The organism is Streptomyces sp. NPDC058308 (assembly GCF_042880275.1).
In the GTDB taxonomy this organism is placed as follows: Bacteria; Actinomycetota; Actinomycetes; order Streptomycetales; family Streptomycetaceae; genus Streptomyces.
On the sequence record NZ_JBHVZA010000043.1, the window covers coordinates 1 to 19,637 of the forward strand.

At 71.0% G+C, this 19,637-nt stretch carries 16 protein-coding genes; 9 read left to right on the forward strand and 7 right to left on the reverse strand.

Going from position 1 to position 19,637, the window contains the following annotated elements:
• Nucleotides 1-149 precede the first annotated feature (149 nt).
• Nucleotides 150-1,427, forward strand: coding sequence for an ATP-binding protein (locus ACFVYL_RS35035; protein ID WP_389723382.1), 1,278 nt, complete (start codon nucleotides 150-152; stop codon nucleotides 1,425-1,427).
• Between the two features lie 22 nt (nucleotides 1,428-1,449).
• Here the strand turns inward: ACFVYL_RS35035 and ACFVYL_RS35040 are convergent, their stop codons facing one another.
• A complete protein-coding gene (locus tag ACFVYL_RS35040; RefSeq protein ID WP_389723385.1) occupies nucleotides 1,450-1,965 on the reverse strand; it encodes a GtrA family protein in 516 nt (171 codons plus the stop codon).
• A 236-nt stretch (nucleotides 1,966-2,201) separates the two neighbouring features.
• Between ACFVYL_RS35040 and ACFVYL_RS35045 the strand changes: the two genes are divergently transcribed.
• Genes ACFVYL_RS35045 through ACFVYL_RS35055 form a run of 3 tightly spaced genes read left to right on the forward strand, consistent with a single transcriptional unit; the run spans nucleotide 2,202 to nucleotide 5,129 of the window.
• Nucleotides 2,202-3,356, forward strand: a complete 1,155-nt coding sequence (locus ACFVYL_RS35045) for a 5-(carboxyamino)imidazole ribonucleotide synthase (RefSeq protein ID WP_389723388.1) — start codon at nucleotides 2,202-2,204, stop codon at nucleotides 3,354-3,356.
• On the forward strand, nucleotides 3,353-3,922 hold the full coding sequence (purE, locus tag ACFVYL_RS35050; RefSeq protein ID WP_389723391.1) for a 5-(carboxyamino)imidazole ribonucleotide mutase: 570 nt from the start codon (nucleotides 3,353-3,355) through the stop codon (nucleotides 3,920-3,922). Before ACFVYL_RS35045 ends, purE begins: the two co-directional genes overlap by 4 nt.
• 22 nt (nucleotides 3,923-3,944) lie before the next feature.
• Entirely contained in the window at nucleotides 3,945-5,129 is a 1,185-nt protein-coding gene (locus ACFVYL_RS35055; protein WP_389723485.1) for a dipeptidase, read from the forward strand.
• A 200-nt stretch (nucleotides 5,130-5,329) separates the two neighbouring features.
• Here ACFVYL_RS35055 and ACFVYL_RS35060 read toward each other — a convergent pair whose 3' ends face one another.
• Entirely contained in the window at nucleotides 5,330-6,502 is a 1,173-nt protein-coding gene (locus ACFVYL_RS35060; protein WP_389723394.1) for an acyl-CoA dehydrogenase family protein, read from the reverse strand.
• A gap of 175 nt (nucleotides 6,503-6,677) precedes the next feature.
• Here ACFVYL_RS35060 and ACFVYL_RS35065 point away from each other — a divergent pair, with 175 nt between their 5' ends.
• From ACFVYL_RS35065 to ACFVYL_RS35075, 3 genes are all read left to right on the forward strand, one after another.
• A complete protein-coding gene (locus tag ACFVYL_RS35065; RefSeq protein ID WP_389723397.1) occupies nucleotides 6,678-8,021 on the forward strand; it encodes a UDP-glucose dehydrogenase family protein in 1,344 nt (447 codons plus the stop codon).
• An 84-nt stretch (nucleotides 8,022-8,105) separates the two neighbouring features.
• Entirely contained in the window at nucleotides 8,106-8,465 is a 360-nt protein-coding gene (locus tag ACFVYL_RS35070) for a VOC family protein (RefSeq protein WP_389723400.1), read from the forward strand.
• A gap of 79 nt (nucleotides 8,466-8,544) precedes the next feature.
• Complete coding sequence (locus tag ACFVYL_RS35075) at nucleotides 8,545-8,958, forward strand: VOC family protein (RefSeq protein ID WP_389723403.1); 414 nt, start codon at nucleotides 8,545-8,547, stop codon at nucleotides 8,956-8,958.
• 42 nt (nucleotides 8,959-9,000) lie between these two features.
• Here ACFVYL_RS35075 and ACFVYL_RS35080 read toward each other — a convergent pair whose 3' ends face one another.
• Together ACFVYL_RS35080 and ACFVYL_RS35085 are read right to left on the reverse strand one after the other, a co-directional pair.
• Nucleotides 9,001-10,287, reverse strand: coding sequence for a dipeptidase (locus ACFVYL_RS35080; RefSeq protein WP_389723406.1), 1,287 nt, complete (start codon nucleotides 10,285-10,287; stop codon nucleotides 9,001-9,003).
• Between the two features lie 167 nt (nucleotides 10,288-10,454).
• Nucleotides 10,455-11,816 carry an LCP family protein gene (locus ACFVYL_RS35085; protein WP_389723409.1) on the reverse strand — a complete coding sequence of 454 codons (1,362 nt, stop codon included), beginning with the start codon at nucleotides 11,814-11,816 and terminating at the stop codon, nucleotides 10,455-10,457.
• Between the two features lie 129 nt (nucleotides 11,817-11,945).
• On the opposite strand from ACFVYL_RS35085, the gene ACFVYL_RS35090 reads away from it, so the two are divergent.
• Entirely contained in the window at nucleotides 11,946-12,494 is a 549-nt protein-coding gene (locus ACFVYL_RS35090; RefSeq protein ID WP_361726483.1) for an acyl-CoA thioesterase, read from the forward strand.
• An 807-nt stretch (nucleotides 12,495-13,301) separates the two neighbouring features.
• Here ACFVYL_RS35090 and ACFVYL_RS35095 read toward each other — a convergent pair.
• On the reverse strand, nucleotides 13,302-14,672 hold the full coding sequence (locus ACFVYL_RS35095; protein ID WP_389723412.1) for an LCP family protein: 1,371 nt from the start codon (nucleotides 14,670-14,672) through the stop codon (nucleotides 13,302-13,304).
• A 255-nt stretch (nucleotides 14,673-14,927) separates the two neighbouring features.
• On the opposite strand from ACFVYL_RS35095, the gene ACFVYL_RS35100 reads away from it, so the two are divergent.
• The gene (locus tag ACFVYL_RS35100; RefSeq protein WP_389723415.1) at nucleotides 14,928-15,971 is read left to right on the forward strand and encodes a glycosyltransferase family 2 protein; all 1,044 of its coding nucleotides are present in this window, start codon (nucleotides 14,928-14,930) and stop codon (nucleotides 15,969-15,971) included.
• A gap of 94 nt (nucleotides 15,972-16,065) precedes the next feature.
• Here the strand turns inward: ACFVYL_RS35100 and ACFVYL_RS35105 are convergent, their stop codons facing one another.
• Nucleotides 16,066-17,730 (reverse strand): LCP family protein, encoded by a 1,665-nt coding sequence (locus tag ACFVYL_RS35105; protein WP_389723418.1) that lies wholly within the window; start codon nucleotides 17,728-17,730, stop codon nucleotides 16,066-16,068.
• A gap of 86 nt (nucleotides 17,731-17,816) precedes the next feature.
• The gene (locus ACFVYL_RS35110; protein WP_389723421.1) at nucleotides 17,817-19,571 is read right to left on the reverse strand and encodes an LCP family protein; all 1,755 of its coding nucleotides are present in this window, start codon (nucleotides 19,569-19,571) and stop codon (nucleotides 17,817-17,819) included.
• Between the last annotated feature and the right edge of the window lie 66 nt (nucleotides 19,572-19,637).

A 19,637-nucleotide genomic window follows, 5' to 3' on the forward strand; every position in this document is an offset into this window, starting at 1 on the left:
GCGCCCCCCGCCCCCCCGCGCGGCGCTGGCCGCCCCGCACCCCCCCCCCCTCGGCGCCCCCCCCGGGGGACAAGACCGGCCCGCGAGCACCGGCCCCCGCGACCCCGCCCCGCCCCCCCACCCGCCCCGCTACGCGGGACACTATCCGCATGCGTCGCAGACTGATCAACAGCACCCTCGCCGTCGTCCTCGTGGTGATCGCCGTCTTCGGCGTGAGCCTCGTCATCGTCGAGACGAGGACGATCAGCAGCAGCGCCCAGGAGCGCGTCGACTCCGAGGCCCTGCGCCTCGCCAGCATCGTCGACAGCCGGCTGATCAGCGAGGAGCGGATCACCAGCGACATCCTGCGCGACCAGGTCGCCACCGACCGGTACGCCCGCATCGTGCTCCCGGGCCGCGACCCCATCGAGATCGGCACCCGCCCCTCGGGCAAGGTGATCAGCGCGACCCGCCCCGGCGAACAGGGCGAGAAGGTCACCGTCCAGGAGCCGAAGGCCGCCGTCACCCGCGAGGTCGGCCGCACGCTGCTGATCATCGCCGCCGTCGCGCTGCTCGCCATCGTCGCGGCGGTGCTCCTCGCCGTACGCCAGGCCAACCGTCTCACCTCCCCGCTCACCGACCTCGCCGAGACCGCGGAGCGCCTCGGCTCCGGTGACCCCCGCCCCCGCCACAAGCGGTACGCCGTGCCGGAGCTCGACCGGGTCGCCGACGTCCTGGACGCCTCGGCCGAGCGCATCGGACGGATGCTGACGGCCGAGCGCCGGCTGGCCGCGGACGCCTCGCACCAGCTGCGCACGCCGCTGACCGCGCTCTCCATGCGGCTCGAGGAGATCACGGTGACCGAGGACCTGGACACGGTGAAGGAGGAGGCGACGATCGCGCTGGCCCAGGTCGAGCGGCTCACCGACGTCGTGGAGCGGCTGCTCACCAACTCCCGTGACCCGCGCACCGGTTCGGCCGTCGCCTTCGATCTGGACGAGGTGGTCAAGCAGCAGCTTGAGGAGTGGCGCCCGGCCTACCGCAGCGCGGGCCGCGCCATCGTCAGCTCGGGCAAGCGGCACCTGGAGGCGGTCGGCACGCCGGGCGCGGTGGCGCAGGTGCTCGCCGCGCTGATCGAGAACTCGCTGATGCACGGTGGCGGCACGGTCGCACTGCGTACCCGGGTCACCGGCAACCAGGCGGTCATCGAGGTCACGGACGAGGGGCCCGGGGTCCCCGCGGACCTCGGCGCGCGGATCTTCGAGCGGACCATCAGCGGCCGCAACTCGACGGGTATCGGCCTCGCGGTGGCCCGGGATCTGGCCGAGGCGGACGGCGGCCGTCTCGAAATGTTGCAGACGAACCCGCCCGTCTTCGGGCTCTTCCTGTCGCGTACGCCGCTCGCGAGGGCCACGGACCCGGAAGCGGAGGACAAGCCGGTCCGCTAGCGGACCGGGGGACGGCGCGGCGTCAGCCCGCGCGCCGTACGACCGGCGGCTCGTCGCTCTCCGTCTCCTCCAGGAACGATTCCGCATGCGCGACGGTCTCGCGGGCGGGCAGCGCCTTGAACACCCAGGAGCGGTAGGACCAGAAGCGGAAGAGCGTCGCGATGCCCATGCCGAGGAACTTGAAGAAGTTCGCCTGCAGCTTGCCGTCCCAGCCGAACCAGTACGTCGCCGCGTAGAGCACGCCGTTCTCGATCACCAGGCCGACCACGCTGAACAGCAGGAACAGCGTGAGTTCCTTGGTGCGGCCGCTCTTGTCACGGTCCCTGTACGTGAAGTAACGGAAGCCCAGGTAGTTGAAGGCGATGGCGACGACCGTGGCGATCACGCTCGCCCGCACCACGTGCAGGTCCGTCATGTGCCGCACGAGGTTGAAGACCCCGAAGTTCACCAGCGTTCCGACCGCTCCCACGGCTCCGAACTTGGCGATCTCGCGCTTGAGACTGTCCAGCCGCCCCCGCAGTGCGCCCCGTTCCGTCATGGTGGTCGCCCCAGCCCCCGTCGATTCGTACCGGTGGATTCATGGTGATTCGTACCGGTTTCTACGTGCCGACGGATTGGTGATTCGGTCGTGTCGACCAAGCCATGCTAACCAGCGGCCATCCCCGGCGCGCGCGGGCGCCCGGACACTGTGGCTCCGCTGTGACAGGAGGGGCCCCGAAGGCGCCGGTAACCGGCCGTTCCCGGGTGGCCGATACCGGCCGATACCCTGGGGGTGTGACGTTCCCGGTAGTCGGCATGGTCGGCGGCGGTCAGCTCGCCCGCATGACCCACGAGGCGGGCATCCCCCTCGGCCTGAAATTCAAGCTCCTCAGTGACACCCCGCAGGATTCCGCGGCCCAGGTCGTCGGCGATGTCGTCATCGGCGACTATCGCGACCTGGACACGCTGCGTGACTTCGCGCGGGGCTGCGACGTGATCACTTTCGATCACGAACACGTACCCACCGAGCATCTCAGGGCCCTGGAGGCGGACGGCATCCCCGTGCGTCCGGGGCCCGACGCGCTGGTGCACGCCCAGGACAAGGGCGTGATGCGCGAGAAGCTCACGGAGATCGGCGTGCCCTGCCCGCGCCATCGGATCGTGGAGGACCCGGCCGACGTGGCCGCCTTCGCGGCCGAGGGCACCGCGGACGGCGGCGACGGCTTCCCCGTGATCCTCAAGACGGTGCGGGGCGGCTATGACGGGAAGGGGGTGTGGTTCGTACGTTCCGTCGAGGACGCCGAAGAGCCCTTCCGGGCCGGTGTGCCCGTGCTCGCCGAGGAGAAGGTCGACTTCGTGCGCGAACTGGCGGCGAACGTCGTCCGCTCGCCGCACGGCCAGGCCGTCGCCTACCCCGTCGTCGAGTCCCAGCAGGTCGACGGCGTGTGCGACACGGTGATCGCGCCCGCCCCCGGCCTTTCGGAGGAACTGGCGGGCGAGGCGCAGGAGTTGGCGCTGCGTGTCGCCAAGGAGCTCGGCGTGGTCGGCCACCTGGCGGTCGAGCTCTTCGAGACGCCCGACGGCCGCATTCTCGTCAACGAACTGGCGATGCGCCCGCACAACTCCGGCCACTGGACGCAGGACGGCGCGATCACCTCGCAGTTCGCCAACCACGTCCGCGCCGTGCTCGACCTGCCGCTCGGCGACCCGCGCCCGCGCGCCAAGTGGACCGTGATGGCCAATGTCCTCGGCGGGGACTACCCCGACATGTACGCCGCGTACCTGCATTGCATGGCCCGCGACCCGCAGCTCAAGATCCACATGTACGGCAAGGACGTGAAGCCCGGCCGCAAGGTCGGTCACGTGAACACCTACGGCGACGATCTGGACGAGGTCCTCGACCGCGCCCGCCACGCAGCCGGCTACCTCAGAGGAACGATCACCGAATGACCTCTCCCGTTATTGGCATCGTCATGGGGTCCGACTCGGACTGGCCCGTCATGGAGGCGGCCGCGCAGGCCCTCGCCGAGTTCGAGATCCCCTTCGAGGTCGACGTCGTCTCCGCGCACCGCATGCCGCACGAGATGATCGCGTACGGCGAGCAGGCGGCGGACCGCGGCCTCAAGGCGATCATCGCGGGCGCGGGCGGCGCGGCCCATCTGCCCGGCATGCTGGCGTCGGTGACCCCGCTGCCGGTGATCGGCGTGCCGGTTCCGCTGAAGTACCTGGACGGTATGGACAGCCTGCTTTCCATCGTGCAGATGCCGGCGGGCGTCCCGGTGGCGACGGTCTCGGTCGGCGGCGCGCGCAACGCGGGGCTGCTCGCGGCCCGCATGCTCGCGGCGCACGACGCCGAACTCCTCGCCCGTATGCGGGAGTTCCAGCAGGAGCTGAACGGCCAGGCGACGGAGAAGGGCAAGCGGCTGCGGGCCAAGGTCGAGAACGCGGGGTCCGGCTTCGGCTTCGGCCCGGGATCCGGTTCCGGTTCCGGTCCCGGCTTCGGTCCGGGAAAGTGACCGCATGACTTCCAGTGATCGCATGACGTCCCTCGACCGGGCGCGCGCCCTCCTCGCGGACTTCCCGGTCGTCGACGGCCACAACGACCTGCCGTGGGCCCTGCGCGAGAAGGCTGGCTACGACATCGGCAAGCTCGACATCGCGACGGACCAGCGCGGCACTCTGCACACGGACATCGCCCGGCTGCGCGCGGGCGGCGTCGGCGCGCAGTTCTGGTCGGTGTACGTGCGCACCGACCTGACCGGCGACGCGGCGGTCAGCGCGACGCTCGAACAGATCGACTGCGTCGAGCGGTTGCTCACCCGCCACCCCGCCGACCTGGCCCGCGCGCGGACCGCCGCGGAGATGGAGAAGGCCCGCTCCGAGGGGCGCATCGCCTCCCTGATGGGCGCCGAGGGCGGCCACTCCATCAACAACTCCCTGGCCACGCTGCGGGCGTTGCACACGCTCGGCGTCCGCTACATGACGCTCACGCACAACGACAACATCGCGTGGGCGGACTCGGCGACGGACGAGCCGGGCGTCGGCGGCCTCTCGGCCTTCGGTCACGAGGTCGTCCGCGAGATGAACCGCGTCGGCATGCTGGTCGACCTCTCCCACGTGGCGGCGACGACGATGCGGGCGGCCCTGGACACCTCGGTGGCCCCGGTGATCTTCTCGCACTCCTCGTCGCGGGCGGTCTGCGACCACCCGCGCAACATCCCGGACGACGTCCTGGAGCGCCTGCCGGCCAACGGCGGCGTGGCGATGGCGACCTTCGTCCCGAAGTTCGTCCTCCAGGCGGCGGTCGACTGGACGGCGGCCGCCGACGAGAACATGCGGGCCAACGGCTTCCACCACCTCGACACGAGGCCGGAGGCCATGAAGGTCCACGCGGCCTTCGAGGAGTCGACGCCGCGCCCGGTCGCCACCGCCGCGACGGTCGCCGACCACCTCGACCACATGCGCGAGGTGGCGGGCATCGACCACATCGGCATCGGCGGCGACTACGACGGCACGGCGTTCACGCCGGACGGCCTGGACGACGTGGCGGGCTACCCGAACCTGATCGCGGAGCTCCTCGACCGCGGCTGGTCGAAGCCCGACCTCGCGAAGCTGACGTGGCAGAACGCGGTACGGGTGCTCGGCGCGGCGGAGGACGTGGCGCGGGACCTCCAGTCCCGCAGGGGCCCGTCGATCGCGACGCTGGAGCAGCTCGACGGCTGAGGCGCGGCGCGCCCCGTCAGGGGCGCGGGGAACTGCGCGAGCAACCACGGAAAACCCGCACCCGCGGGGGAACCGCCGGAGGCAGACGCGTCCGCGAGTGGTTCGTGGCTGAGCGCGCAGTTCCCCGCGCCCCTAAAGGGTGCCCTCCCCCTGAAGCTGAAGTCAGGGAGAGGGCACCGTTACCGCTGAAGCGCCGCAGGCTACGGCAGGTTCCGCGCCATCACGATGCGCTGGACCTGGTTCGTGCCCTCGTAGATCTGCGTGATCTTCGCGTCGCGCATCATGCGCTCGACGGGGTAGTCGCGGGTGTAGCCGTAACCGCCGAGGAGCTGGACCGCGTCCGTGGTGACCTCCATCGCCACGTCCGACGCGAAGCACTTGGCGGCCGCGCCCTGGAAGGTGAGGTCCCCTTCTCCACCTCCGGCGGCGACGCGCTCGGACTTGGCCGCAGCGGCGTACGTCAGCTGGCGCGCGGCCTCGATCTTCATGGCCATGTCCGCGAGCATGAACTGGACGCCCTGGAAGTCGGCGATCGGCTTGCCGAACTGCTTGCGCTCCTTGACGTACCCCTTGGCGTAGTCGAGGGCGCCCTGCGCGATGCCGAGGGCCTGCGCCGCGATGGTGATGCGGGTGTGGTCCAGGGTCTGCATGGCGGTCGCGAAGCCCGTGCCCTCCTCGCCGATCATGCGGTCGGCGGGGATGCGGACGTTGTCGAGGTAGACCTCGCGGGTGGGGGAGCCCTTGATGCCGAGCTTGCGCTCCGGGGCGCCGAAGGAGACGCCCTCGTCGCCCTTCTCGACGACGAAGGCGCTGATGCCCTTGGAGCGCTTCTCCGGGTCCGTCACGGCCATCACCGTGTAGTACTCGGAGACGCCCGCGTTGGTGATCCAGCGCTTGACGCCGTTGAGCACCCAGAAGTCGCCGTCGCGCACGGCCCTCGTCTTCATGCCCGCCGCGTCCGAACCGGCGTCCGGCTCGGAGAGGCAGTACGAGAACATGCCCTCGCCGCCCGCGAGCGGCGTCATGTACTTCTTCTTCAGCTCCTCGGAGCCGGAGAGGATGACGGGCAGCGAGCCGAGCTTGTTGACCGCGGGGATCAGCGAGGAGCTGGCGCAGACGCGCGCCACTTCCTCGATGACGATGACCGTGGCGAGGGCATCGGCACCGGCGCCGCCGAAGGCCTCCGGTACGTGCACCGCGTGCAGGTCGTTGGCGACGAGGGCGTCGTGGGCCTCCTGCGGGAAGCGGGCCTCCTCGTCCACCGCGGCGGCGAACGGGGCGATCTTCGCCTCGGCCAGCGAGCGGATCGCGTCACGGAGCATGTCGTGCTCCTCGGACGGGCGGTACAGGTCGAAATCAGCCGATCCGGCCAAGGTCTCTCACGCTCCAAGGACGCTAATTACCGTTAAGTAACCCAAATTTTAGTGGCGTCGCCGCCCGAGGGATACGTGAGCTTGCCGACAGCGCGAAACGTGCCCCGTGAGTGGCCCCGACGTGCCCGACTATGCTCGGTCGCGCACCGAAGCCCGCATACCTCTGGAGCACCGCATGGCCCTCAAGATCACCGTGATCGGCACCGGCTATCTCGGCGCCACGCACGCCGCGGCCATGGCCGAGCTCGGCTTCGAGGTGCTTGGGCTCGACGTCGTGCCCGAGAAGATCGAGATGCTCCAGCGGGGCGAGGTCCCCATGTACGAGCCCGGTCTCGAGGAGCTGCTCCGCAAGCACGTCGCGGGCATCGAGGGCTCCAGCGGACGGCTGCGCTTCACCATGGACTGGGCCGAGGTCGCGGACTTCGGTGACGTGCACTTCCTCTGCGTGAACACCCCGCAGAAGCACGGGGAGTACGCGTGCGACATGTCGTACGTCGACACCGCCCTTGAGTCGCTCGCCAAGCACCTGAACAAGGCGTGCCTGGTCGTCGGCAAGTCCACCGTCCCGGTCGGCAGCGCGGACCGGCTCGCGGCCCGCCTCCTGGAGCTGGCCCCGGCGGGCGGCGAGGCCGAACTGGCCTGGAACCCGGAGTTCCTGCGGGAGGGCTTCGCCGTGCAGGACACGCTGCACCCCGACCGGATCGTGGTCGGCGTGCGCAGCGAGCGCGCCGAGAAGCTGCTGCGCGAGGTGTACGCGACGCCGCTCGCGGAGGGCTCGCCCTTCGTCGTCACCGACTTCCCGACGGCGGAACTGGTGAAGACCTCCGCCAACTCCTTCCTCGCCACGAAGATCTCCTTCATCAACGCCATGGCCGAGGTGTGTGAGGCGGCGGGCGGCGACGTCGTGAAGCTGGCGGAGGCCCTCGGCCACGACGACCGCATCGGCAAGAAGTTCCTGCGCGCCGGGATCGGCTTCGGCGGCGGCTGTCTGCCGAAGGACATCCGCGCGTTCATGGCGCGCGCCGGCGAGCTGGGCGCCGACCAGGCCCTGACCTTCCTGCGCGAGATCGACTCGATCAACATGCGGCGGCGCGGCCAGATGGTCGAGATGGCGCGTGAGGCGCTGGGCGGCGACTCGTTCCTCGGCAAGCGGGTCGCGGTCCTCGGGGCGACCTTCAAGCCGGACTCGGACGACGTGCGCGACTCCCCGGCGCTCAACGTCGCCGGCCAGATCCACCTCCAGGGCGGCCAGGTCACGGTGTACGACCCCAAGGGCATGGCGAACGCCCGCAGGCTCTTCCCCACCCTCGGTTACGCGGACACGGCCCTTGACGCGGTCCGGGGCGCGGACGTGGTGCTGCACCTCACCGAGTGGCGCGAGTTCCGCGACCTCGACCCGGCGGAGCTGGCCGCCGCGGCGGCGTCCCCCGTCATCCTGGACGGCCGCAACGCCCTGGACCCGGCCGCGTGGCGCGCGGCCGGCTGGACCTACCGGGCCATGGGCCGCCCGACGGCGTAACCCTTCCGCGGGAGCCGCGGGAGCCGCGGGAACCAACCGGCACCGGCCGGAGTTTCCCCAGTTCGTCGTACTCCTGGAGGAAGAATGTCGCTCGCCCGGCTCCACGCCGTCGTCCTGGACTGCCCCGATCCGCTCGCCCTGGCGGAGTTCTACGCCCGACTCGTCGGCGGCACCCCCGTCGCGAGCGGCAACGGCTGGGCCGACCTCCAGGGCGACACCGGCACGCACCTCGCCTTCCAGCGTGCCCCCGGCCACCGGCCCCCGAGGTGGCCCGGTCCTGACGGGTCGCAGCAGATCCACCTGGACGTCACAGTGGAGGACATGGACGCCGCGGAGAAGGAGATCCTCGCGCTCGGCGCCACGGTGCTCGACAACGCCGACCGCGAGCGCCCGTGGCGGGTTTACGCGGACCCTGCCGGGCACCCGTTCTGCCTCTGTATCTGACGTGACGGACGTGTCCGACGGGACTGACGTGACAGACGTGGCGGACGTGTTCGACGTATCCGACGACAAGGAGCAAACCATGGCTGACGCCCCCAGCACCTCCACCCCCATCGCAAAGCTGCGCAACGTCGTCCTCGACTGCCCCGACCCCCTGGCCCTGGCGGAGTTCTACGCCCAGATCATCGGAGGCACCGTCGAGGGCGACGACGGCGGCGACTGGGTGGACCTCGTGTTCCCCGGCCGCGTCAAAGTGTCGTTCCAGCGGGTGAGCGACCTGCGACCGCCGCAGTGGCCGCGCTCCGACGTACACGGCCAGCAGCTCCACCTGGACCTCGACGCGGGCCGTACGACGGAGGAGATCGACGCGGCCGAGAAGAAGGTGATCGCCCTCGGCGCGCGTCCGCTGGACGTGGACGACGACGACGGCAAGCGCGACTTCCGCGTGTACGCGGATCCCGCCGGGCACCCCTTCTGCCTCTGCAAGCTCCCCTGAGCGAGCGGGAGTTGACCGCCCCCCGGGCCGGGGAGCGGTCGCTCAGCCGTCCAGACGCTCCATCCGCGCCGTCGACGCGGCCCGCCGGTTCCGCGCCGCCCGCGCCGCGAAGTCCGCTTCGCGCAGGGTGCGTTGGGCGTTGCCCCAGGTGAGCAGCGCCAAGTCGGCCTCGGGCCAGCCGCGTTCGACGAGCTCGGTGACCAGCCGCGGGTAGCTCGCCGTGTCGGCCAGGCCCGCGGGATGCGTCTCGGCGGTGTCGTACGTGCCCGAGAGGCCGACGCACTCCGGCCCGGCGACCCGGCGTACGTGATCGAGGTGGTCGGCCACCTCGCGCACCGAGGCCCCCGTCCGGTCGGCGGCGAGCGGCACCAGGCAGAGCCCCTTGGCGGCGCCCACCTCGGCGAGCAGCGCGTCGTCGAGGTTCGCCGGATGGTCGCGCAGGGCGCGCGCCCCGGAGCGGGTGAAGATCACCGGGGCCTTGGAGACGGCGAGGACCCGCCGCGCCGTCGCCTCGGACGCGCCGGAGAGGTCCGCGAGGACCCCGAGCCGGTTCATCTCCCTGACGACCTCCTCGCCGAACGGGCTCAGCCCATCCGCGCCCGCCCACGACGTGCCGGAGAGGGTGACCGCGCACAGGCCCAGGCTGTGCAGCGCGCGCAGCGTGCCGAGCGAGTCGCCGAGCGCGGCGCCGCAGGCGGGCCCGATCAGGGTGGCGACGCGGCCGCAGTTGCGCGCGTCGGCGGCCTCCGAGGCGTTGCGGGCGAGTCGCAGGGCCTCGGGGTGGGCGGCGACGACGTGCTGCACGAAGTCGATCTGTTCGAGCGTCGCGCCGACGGGCCGGTCGGCCTGCGGCCCCTCGGGCACGTGCACGGACCAGAACTGTGCGCCGACGCGGCCCCGGCGCAGCCGCGGCACGTCGCACTCCAGGCCGTTGTCGCCCGTCTCGAAGTCGTACCAGGGCAGTTCGCGCAGCGCCCAGGGCAGCCCGCTGTAGCCGTCGGCGACGGGATGCGCGGCGAGCAGCGCACGGGCCCGCTCGGCGGGGTCGACGGTCCGCACCGACTCGCTCTCGCTCTCGTGCTCGTGCGTGGGGAGCGGGGCGGGCGCGGGCAGCGGTTCCGGTACGGGGAGCGGGTCCCGTCGCGGGAGGGGCTCGCGCCCGGGGAACGGGGACCGCGCGGGCAGCGGATCGGGGACCGGCTCGCGCCGTGCCTCCGGCCCGGGCTCGGAAACGGGTTCGGGCGCGGGGACGGGTTCGGCCGGGGCGGGGGGCCGGTCGAGCTCCCCCGCCCCGGTGGTGGTGGGGAGGTCCTCCTGCAGGTCTGCCATGGCGGGTGCTCCGGACGTCGGCGGGCGGCAGTTCCCCTCACCGTGGCACGGAGCGGCCGCGGCTTCGCGGCGGGCGGAGCGTTCGGGGTACGGGGCGGTGCGGCGGGACGGACGAGGGCCCCGCCGACCAGGTCGGCGGGGCCCTCTCGCGTTCGTCGGGGAGCGCCTCAGTTGCTGCCCTGGACGGTGACCTTCTCGTCGTTGTTCAGCTGCTCGACCAGCTGCTTGACCTTGGCCTTGTCCCAGAGGAGGTTGCCGCCCGTCTGGCCCGCGATCGGCATGTTCATGGACTTGCCGTCGCCGCCGGTGATGCCCTTCATCGCCCAGAACATGGAGGCCACGTCGAACAGGCCCATGTCCTTGTCGACGACCAGGGTGTCCAGGCCCGCGCCCATCGTGGGGTAGAGCTTGAAGGGGTTCATGACCGTGCCGGGCGTGGCCACCTGGTGGGCCAGGGCCGCGAGGAACTTCTGCTGGTTCTTCGTACGGTCCAGGTCGCTGGAGAAGGCGTGCCGGGTGCGGACGAAGGCCAGCGCCTCCTGGCCGTCGAGCGTCTGCTTGCCCGCCTCGAAGTCGGCGCCCGACCACTTGTCCTTGAAGGCCTTGGGGATGTCCATCTCGACGCCGCCGACCGAGTCCACGATCTTGGCGAAGCCGCCGAAGCCGATCTCGGCGTAGTGGTCGATCTTGAGCCCGGTGTTGTACTCGACGGTGCGGACGAGCAGCTCGGGCCCGTCCTCCGCGTACGCGGCGTTCAGCTTCGTCTGGCGGCCCTGGTTCGGGTAGAGCTTGCCGGACTCGGCGCCCTTGAACGAGGGGATCGTGACGTTCGAGTCGCGGGGCAGCGAGATCATCGTGTTCCCGCCGTCGTCGGCGACGTGCAGGATCATCATCGAGTCCGTGCGCTTGCCCTCGGCCGAACCCGTGTGGAGCTTCTTCTTGTCCTCGGCGGTCATGCCCGCGCGGCTGTCGGAGCCGACGATCAGGTAGTTCGTGCCCGCGCCGCCCTCGGGCCGCTCGATGACCTTGGAGAGGTCGACCTCGCGCTTGAGCTTGGAGTCGGCCCAGAAGTACGTGATGACGGACGTCACCAGGAGGACGCTCACCAGCGTGATCGCACCCCACTTGATCCGCTTGCGCCAGTTCGGCGCGGGGCGTGCGGCGCGCGGCGGGTGTCCGGCGCCGCCCTGGCCGCCGTTGCCGCCGTTCGGCTGGCCGTAGACCTGGCCGGTGTTGTAGCCGCTGTCGTACGCGTTGCCGGGGTTCTGGCCGTACGGGTCCTGGCGCGGGGTCCGCGGCTCGAAGACGTCGTCGCGGGCGTCGCCGTACGGGCGGCCGTCCCCGTACCGCTCGTCGTACCCGTCGTCGTACGAGGGCTGTGGCGGGACCCCACCCGGCGGCGTACCGGCCGGACGGGAGGGCTGGCCGCGCTGGATGTGCCGCATCACGCGGGCTCCCTCGGGCTGGGAGTCACCGCGGCCGCCGCCGTAACCCCGGCCGCCGCCCTGATCGTCAGGCCAATCGCTCATGTGGCCCAGTGTGCCGTCTCGGACCGTGCGCCTCACAGGGCCGTCGGGGATTCGGGTCCGGGCTGTTGCAGAGCTGATGCAAAGCGGCCGGGGAGGGGGTGGACATACGTCCGGCATAGGGTGGAGGGCATGACAGACCAGGCCCCCAGTCCGGAATCGGAGATTCCGGGCAAGCCGACTTCGGCGTCCCGCACCACACTCAGCCACATCATGACCCACAACGACACCAACCTTCTCGGGACGGTGCACGGTGGCGTGATCATGAAACTGGTGGACGACGCGGCGGGGGCCGTCGCCGGACGCCACTCCGGTGGGCCGGCGGTCACGGCCTCCATGGACGAGATGGTCTTCCTCGAGCCGGTCCGCGTGGGCGACCTGGTCCACGTGAAAGCCCAGGTCAACTGGACCGGGCGCAGCTCCATGGAGGTCGGGGTCCGGGTCCTCGCCGAGCGCTGGAACGAGTCGACGCCGGCGCAGCAGGTGGGGTCGGCGTATCTCGTCTTCGCGGCGGTCGACGCGGACGGGAAGCCGCGGACGGTTCCTCCGGTCGTCCCCGAGACCGACCGCGACCGTCGCCGCTACCAGGAGGCACAGATCCGCCGCACCCACCGGTTGGCCCGGCGCCGGGCGATCAAGGAGTTGCGGGAGGCGCGGGTGGCGGAGGGGTTCGAGGACTGAGGCGAGTCCGCGGGCGCGGGATGGTTGTCCCCGCCTGGGGGCGGTGCCGCCCGACCATCCCCCTGCGGGCTGCGGACGCGCGCCGACCTGTCGCGCAGTTCCCCGCGCCCCTAGGGGTGGTGCCGCCGGTTCCCTGACTGCGGGCGCGTCGTGGTTGCTCGCGCAGTTCCCCGCGCCCCTGAGGGGGTTTCTGCGGGTTCCACGTCTGCGGGTGCGTGCTGGCTGCTCGCGCAGTTCCCCGCGCCCCTGAGGGGGTTTCTGCGGGTTCCACGTCTGCGGGTGCGTGCTGGCTGCTCGCGCAGTTCCCCGCGCCCCTGAGGGGGTTTCTGCGGGTTCCATGTCTGCAGGTGCGCGGTGGCCGCTCGCGCAGTTCCTCGCGCCCCTGCCCCCAGAGGCGCGAGGAACGCCCCCGCAGGAAAACAGCCGGGCTACACCCCCTCTAGGGGCGCGAGGAACTGCGCGAGCAACCACGGCGCACCCGCAGGGAAAGACCCGACCGGCACCCCCGAGGGGCGCGGGGAACTGCGCGAGCAACCACGGCGCACCCGCAGGGAAGCAGCCGACCGGCCCCCCCCAGGGGCGCGGGGAACTGCGCGAGCAACCACGGCGCACCCGCAGGGAAAGACCCGACCGGCACCCCCCGTCTAGGGGCGCGGGGAACTGCGCGAGTAACCACGGCGCACCCGCGGGGAAACAGCCGACCGGCACCCCCCAGGGGCGCGGGGAACTGCGCGACAAGCCACCGCTCACCCGCACCCGCACCCGCACCCGCACAGGGAGAGAGCCGAACCGCCCCCCGGAGCGGGCTCAGGAGCAGACCACCTCGTCCCCCGTCACCGCCCCGAACTCACCCTGGTGAACATCCTCCGCCCGCACCGCCCGCACCGCCCTGAAATCCGTCCCCGCAATCACCTTCAACGTCGCCCCCTGCCCCGGCACCGCCCGCAACTCCGCCCCCGGAAGCGCCGTGGCGAGCGCCTTCGCCGAGCGGTCCCAGCGCGGGTCGAACGCGACCACGGTCCGCACCGCGGGCCGCGCCGCCGCGCCCGGCACGTCCGTCGGCGTGCGGGTGGTCTGGAACCCCGTCGCCGCCAGCGCCGCGTCGACCCGCTGCCCGAGCCCCGGCGTCCCCGTGCCGTTGTCCACCTGGACCCGGACCTGCTGCGGCGAGACGCCGACCAGCGTGGCCTTGGACCGGTTGCGGTGGACCGCCAGCGGCCGGTCGTCGCGGAGCGTCTCGAACAGCTTGCCGGACTTCACCGGGTCCCACTTCAGCGTCGAACCGATGCCCGGCACGATCTGCCCCTGCGGACTCAGCGGCACGGTCGTGAACTCCGAGGACGAGGGGGAGAAGCCCCGCATCGCCCGCCCGAGATCGAGCATGTCGCCCGTGTCGAAGCCCTTGTCCGCCCGGACCGAGCCGAGCAGCGTCCGCGTCACGTCACGGAACTTGACCGGGTTCAGCAGGACACCGCTGCCGGTGGCCTTCGCGATGAGCGCCGCGAGGAAACGCTGCTGACGCTGCATGCGCCCCAGGTCGGAGGCCCCGTCGATGTACCGGGAGCGGACGTACTGCAGCGCCGCGCCGCCGTTCAGCTGGTGCGTGCCCTCCGCCAGGTCGAGCCCGGTGTGGGAGTCCCGCAGCGGCCGCGCCGTGCAGATCTCCACGCCGCCGAGCACGTCGACGGTCTTCATGAAGCTGAGGAAGTCGATCTCCAGATAGTGGTCGATCTTGACCTTCGTCATGTGCTCGACGGTGCGCACGGTCAGGTTCGGCCCGCCCTCCGCGTACGCCGCGTTGATCTTGTTGGGATGCTCGCGGTGCTGCTTGAGCGTGTTCCGGTCGACGTGCGCGGGCAGATCCGCGTAACTGTCCCGCGGCAGGCTGACGACGCTGGCGCGGTCCCGGTCCTCCGAGATGTGCACGATCATGATCGTGTCCGTGCAGTGGCAGGGCGCGCCGCCGAGCCGGTACTTCGCCTTCTCCTCCGGCGTGATCTTGTCGCGGCCGTCCGTGCCGACGAGCAGCACGTTCATGCCGTGGCCCGACTCGGGCCTGTTCTTCATGTCCTTGAAGGCGTCCACCCGCTTGATGCCCGTGTCGAGGCTGGTCACCACGGAGTGCCCGATGCCCGCCGCGGCCAGCACCGTCACGGAGAAGGTGGTGGCCACCCGCATCGCCCACCGCGGCCGCTTTCCCCGCCCGCCGGCCTTCCGTGGCGACGTGCGGGCCGGTGGGCGGGGGCGGCGCGGCGTGGGGGCGGGGGAGCGGGGCGGTGTGGGCACGTGCGGAACACCTCCGCGGAGAGCGGGCGGCCGGGGGCGGGGACGAGCCGGGAACCCGAGAAATGTAATGCCATACGAAATGCGGCCCGGGGTAGCGACCCGGACGGCGCGCGCCCGTGTCCCCCATTCGCGGTAACGTGACGCGTGATGAACGCGAAGTCCGAGGTGCAGCCTCCAGCCGTTTCCGTGATCATGCCCGTCCTCAACGAGGAGCGGCATCTGCGCGCGTCCGTGCACGCGATCCTGCAGCAGGAGTACGCGGGCGAGATGGAGGTCGTCGTCGCGCTCGGCCCCTCCACCGACCGCACGGACGAGATCGCCGCCGAGCTGGTCCGCGAAGATCCCCGGGTCCACACGGTGCCCAATCCCACGGGCCGCACGCCTGCGGCGCTGAACGCCGCGATCAAGGCGTCCCGTCACCCGATCGTGGTGCGCGTGGACGGTCACGCCGCGCTCTCGCCGGGCTACATCACGACCGCCGTCCGCCTCCTGGAGGAGACCGGCGCGATGAACGTCGGCGGCATCATGCACGCCGAGGGCCAGAACGACTGGGAGCACGCGGTCGCCGCCGCCATGACCTCGAAGATCGGCGTGGGCAACGCCGCCTTCCACACCGGCGGCGAGCCCCAGCAGGCCGAGACGGTCTACCTGGGTGTCTTCCGCCGCGAGGCACTGGAGCGCCAGGGCGGCTACAACGAGGAGTTCATCCGCGCCCAGGACTGGGAACTGAACTTCCGCATCCGCGAGGCCGGCGGCCTGATCTGGTTCTCGCCCGAGCTGAAGGTCTCGTACCGCCCCCGCCCGAACGTGAAGGCGCTGGCCAAGCAGTACAAGGACTACGGCCGCTGGCGGCACGTCGTCGCGCGCTACCACGAGGGCTCCATCAACCTGCGCTACCTCGCGCCGCCGACCGCGGTCTGCGCCATCGCCGCGGGCATCGTCGTGGGCGCGGCGCTCACGCCGTGGGGCTTCGTCGTCCCCGGCGGCTACCTCGCGGCCATAGTCGCCGGGTCCGTCCCCGCGGGCAAGGGCCTGCCCCTGAAGGCACGCCTGCAGATCCCGGTGGCCCTCGCGACCATGCACATGTCGTGGGGCTGGGGCTTCCTCACCAGCCCGCGCTCGCTGGCCAGGAAGGTCATCGCCTCGCGCCGCCCGGCCGTGCTGGGGGAGAGCGAGACCCAGGAGGCCTGAGAGCAGCTCGCCTCTGACGGCCCCCGTCCCGTACGAACGACAGCGGCCCGGCCCCATCTCACCGGTGGGACCGGGCCGCCGTCGTACCCGTCGCCTACCAGCTGAAGCCCGGGTCCACCTTCATGCACGCCTTCTTGTCGGAGCCGCTGAGCGCGTCCGCGGACTCCGGCGTCCTGTCGTCCTTCTTCTTCGGCTTGGGCGGTGCGTCGCCCTCGCGCCAGTCGGCGCCGACGACCAGCGTCACCCCGGAGACGTCCGTCGACTTCTTCGCCGAGCTCAACGGCAGCCCCAGGGACTTGGCGACCCGCTGGGCGTCGCCCTCCAAGTCCTTGCTGGGGTAGCGGATCACCGTGCTGGCCTCGGTGAGCGCGGCCGCCGTGTCCGGTGTCGCCTTCTTGAAGCCCTTGCCCGCGAGGAGCTGCGCCACCGTGCTCGCCCGGCCGCTGACGGGCGGCTCCATGGACGTACGGGTGCCGTTCTGGACCTGCACCGCGATCTCACCGTCCGCGGCGGCCGGGTCGTCCGACGGCTTTTCCTTGGCCGGCTTCTTCCTGCCCTTGCCGTCCAGCGGGATGTCGTCGCGGACCAGGCGGAAGAGCTGCTCGGCGTCGCCGGGCTTGGGGACGACGCGCTCACCGGCGTACTCGAACGGCATGGTCGTCATCGTCGTGCGCGACGGCGAGACCTTCTTCAGCTCGTTGCCGAGGTCGTACAGCTTCATGAGGTCGCCGAGGCCGTCGTCGACCTTCAGCGCCCTCGTCGCCTTGTCGGCGAGCTTGCGCAGCTGGTTCGGGCTGGTCAGGCCGGTGTTCTCGCGGAGCTTGCGGACCAGCGCGTTCATGTACATGTGCTGGGCCTTGGCGCGGCTGATGTCGGTGCCGCCCTCGAAGCCGTAGCGGGTGCGCAGCCACTGCAGGGCCTGCTTCCCCTTGACCTCCGTGGTGCCCTTCTTCAGCTTCAGGCCCGAGCCGTGGCCCTGGCTGTCGCGCGAGTGGATGTTCTTGTCCACGCAGACCGGTACGCCGCCGATGGCGTCGGCCATGGAGACCACACCCGAGAAGTCGACCATCATGAAGTGGTCGATGTGGATGTTGGTGAGCTTCTCCCAGGTGGCGACCGTGCAGCCGGGGCCGCCCCGGCCGAGCGACTCGTTCGTCATGGTCTTCGGGCCGGTCTGCTGATAGACCTTGCCGTCGTCGGGGTCCGTGCACTTGGGGATCTGCAGCAGGGTGTCTCGCGGCATGCTCACGACCGACATGTTGGAGCGGTCGGCCGAGACGTGCAGCAGCATCTGCACGTCGGCGAGGGGCGGCGAACCGAAGGTGTTCTTGGCGCCGCCGAGCTTCTGGTTCGCCTTGGAGTCGCGTGCGTCCGAACCGATGAGGAGGATGTTCAGCGGGGTCTGTCCCGCGGCGTTGGGCGTGGGCTCGGGGGCCCGGTGCTCGCCGAGGTTCAGGTCGTCCGTCTCTATGTTGCCGTTGAGGTGCTGGTAGTAGAGGTATCCGGCGCCGGCCGTCCCGAGTATCAGTACCGAGAGGATCGTCGCCGACCAGCGCAGGACGCGTCGCTTGCGCCGTGGCGGGCGTCCGCCGCCACTCGCGCCGCGCCGGTGCCGTGCGTCGCCCTTCGGGGCGCCGCCGTCGGTGCGCGGAGGGTCATCGGGGCGTGCCTCGCCGTGTGCGCCGTTGTCCCAGCCGTGATCACTGGCGTGCGGAGCGCGTCGTCGCGCCCCCTCCTTACGCACGCTGTTCTGCCTCATCCCCAGCCCCTCCCCGCCCCGTTCCTGAACTGCGGTCGCCCTGCAGCGCCTTGGCGCATTGTTAGATGCAGAACGACCGCTTCAGGTCACTCCGCACACATAACCTTGTCCGCTTCGACCTTCTTGATGTCCTTCGGTGCCTTCGACGCGGCATCAATGGGCACCCCCGCGCCCTTGAAGTCACCGCCGATCGTCAGCTTCATGGCCGGGAGGCCCTGTGCGTTCTTCTCGCTCTTGCCCGGCTTCATGGCGGAACCGGACAGGCCCATGAGGTCGGCGAGCCGACGGGCCTGGTCCGCCTGGCCGGGCGCGTACTCGAGCGTCGTCTTCTTGCTGACCGACGGCGCGTTGCCCAGCTGGCTGGACTTGAGCACGCCCTCATCGTTCTGCAGCCAGGTGAGAGTCGTCTGAGCGGCGCCGGTCTTGCCGCTGCCGTTGTAGATGTCGACGCGGACGTCGGAGGCGTCGGCCTTGGGGCCCTTGAGGCGGGCGGCCACCGCGGCCTTCTCCTTCTTCTGCTTCTTCTTCACCTCGGTCAGCGACTCGTCGGCGCGCATCATCGCGAAGAGCTGCTCCGCCTTGGTCGGGTCGGGCACAACCGTGATGGGGACCTTCTCGGCGGGGTTGTCGATCACCGGCACCGTGGTGAAGCTCAGGTTCTTCATGTCGAGCTTGCCGAGCTCCATGCCGAGGTCCTTGAGTTTCATTATGTCGGCGATCTTGGAGTCGACCGTGAGCGCCTCGGTGCCCGCCTCCGCGAGCTTGATCATCTTCTGCGGGCTGGTGAGGGTGTCGCTGGACTTCAGCTTCCGCATCAGGGAGCTGAGGAACTGCTGCTGCAGTTCGATCCGGCTCAAGTCGCCGCCGTTGCCCACGGAGTGGCGGGTGCGGACGAAGGCCAGCGCGTCCTCGCCCGCGATCGTGTGCTTGCCCTTGGGCAGCTTCAGATGCGACTTGGGGTCGTCGATGTCCTTGGCGAGACAGACCTCCACGCCGCCGACCGCGCTGGAGAGCGTCTTGACCGCGTTGAAGTCGGCCACCATGAAGTGGTCGGGCGTGATGCCCGTGATCGCCTTGACCGTACGCATCGTGCAGCTCGGCGTGCGGTCGTACTGACCGAGGCTCTCGTTGAAGCGGGCCTTCTGCGAACTCTGGATGTCCTTGGTGCTGCCGTCCTCCTGCTTGGTCGGGCAGGTCGGAATGTCGACGATCATGTCGCGCGGGATGCTCAACGCGGTCGCGTTCGTCCGGTCCTTGGAGACGTGCAGGAGGATCGTCGTGTCGGCGTGACCGACGCTGCCCTCGTCCCCGTACCCCTTGTTGCCGTCACCGCTGCGCTTGTCGGTGCCCATCACCAGGATGTTGATGGCCCGGTCCTTGCTGAAGCCGCCGGTGCCCGCACCGTCATCGTCTATCGACGTGATGTTGTCGTTGAGGTGCTGGTAGTAGAGGTAGCCGCCGGTGCAGCCCGCGACGAGCAGGAAGGCGAGCGTGCCGCCCGTCCAGACCATGATCTTCTTGCCCTTGGTCTTGCCCTTGCCCTTGCGCGGCTTCTGCTTGCGCCGGCCGCCGGAGCCGGGCTCCGGCTCCTTGACCCGCCGCCGGCGCTGCCCCGGCACCTCGCGGCGCTCGTCGCGTTCTCCCTCGCGGGCAGGACCCTCACGGCCCGGCGCGGAGCGGCCGCGGCCACCCCTGCGGGGTGACGAGCCACGGGGTGCGGGCACCGTCGACTGCTCTGCGGAGGGACTCAGTCGCAGTTCGTAATCACCGGTGTCCGGGTTGAGTACCCATTGGTCTGCGGGGTCGATGTTCTCCGCCCGCCCACGGCCTTGCGCGTCCACGGTTGTTTGCGTCCTCCGTCGGGGCCACGCGGCGCCTTTCCCCCCTCTAAGAAGGCGCTCGGTCAC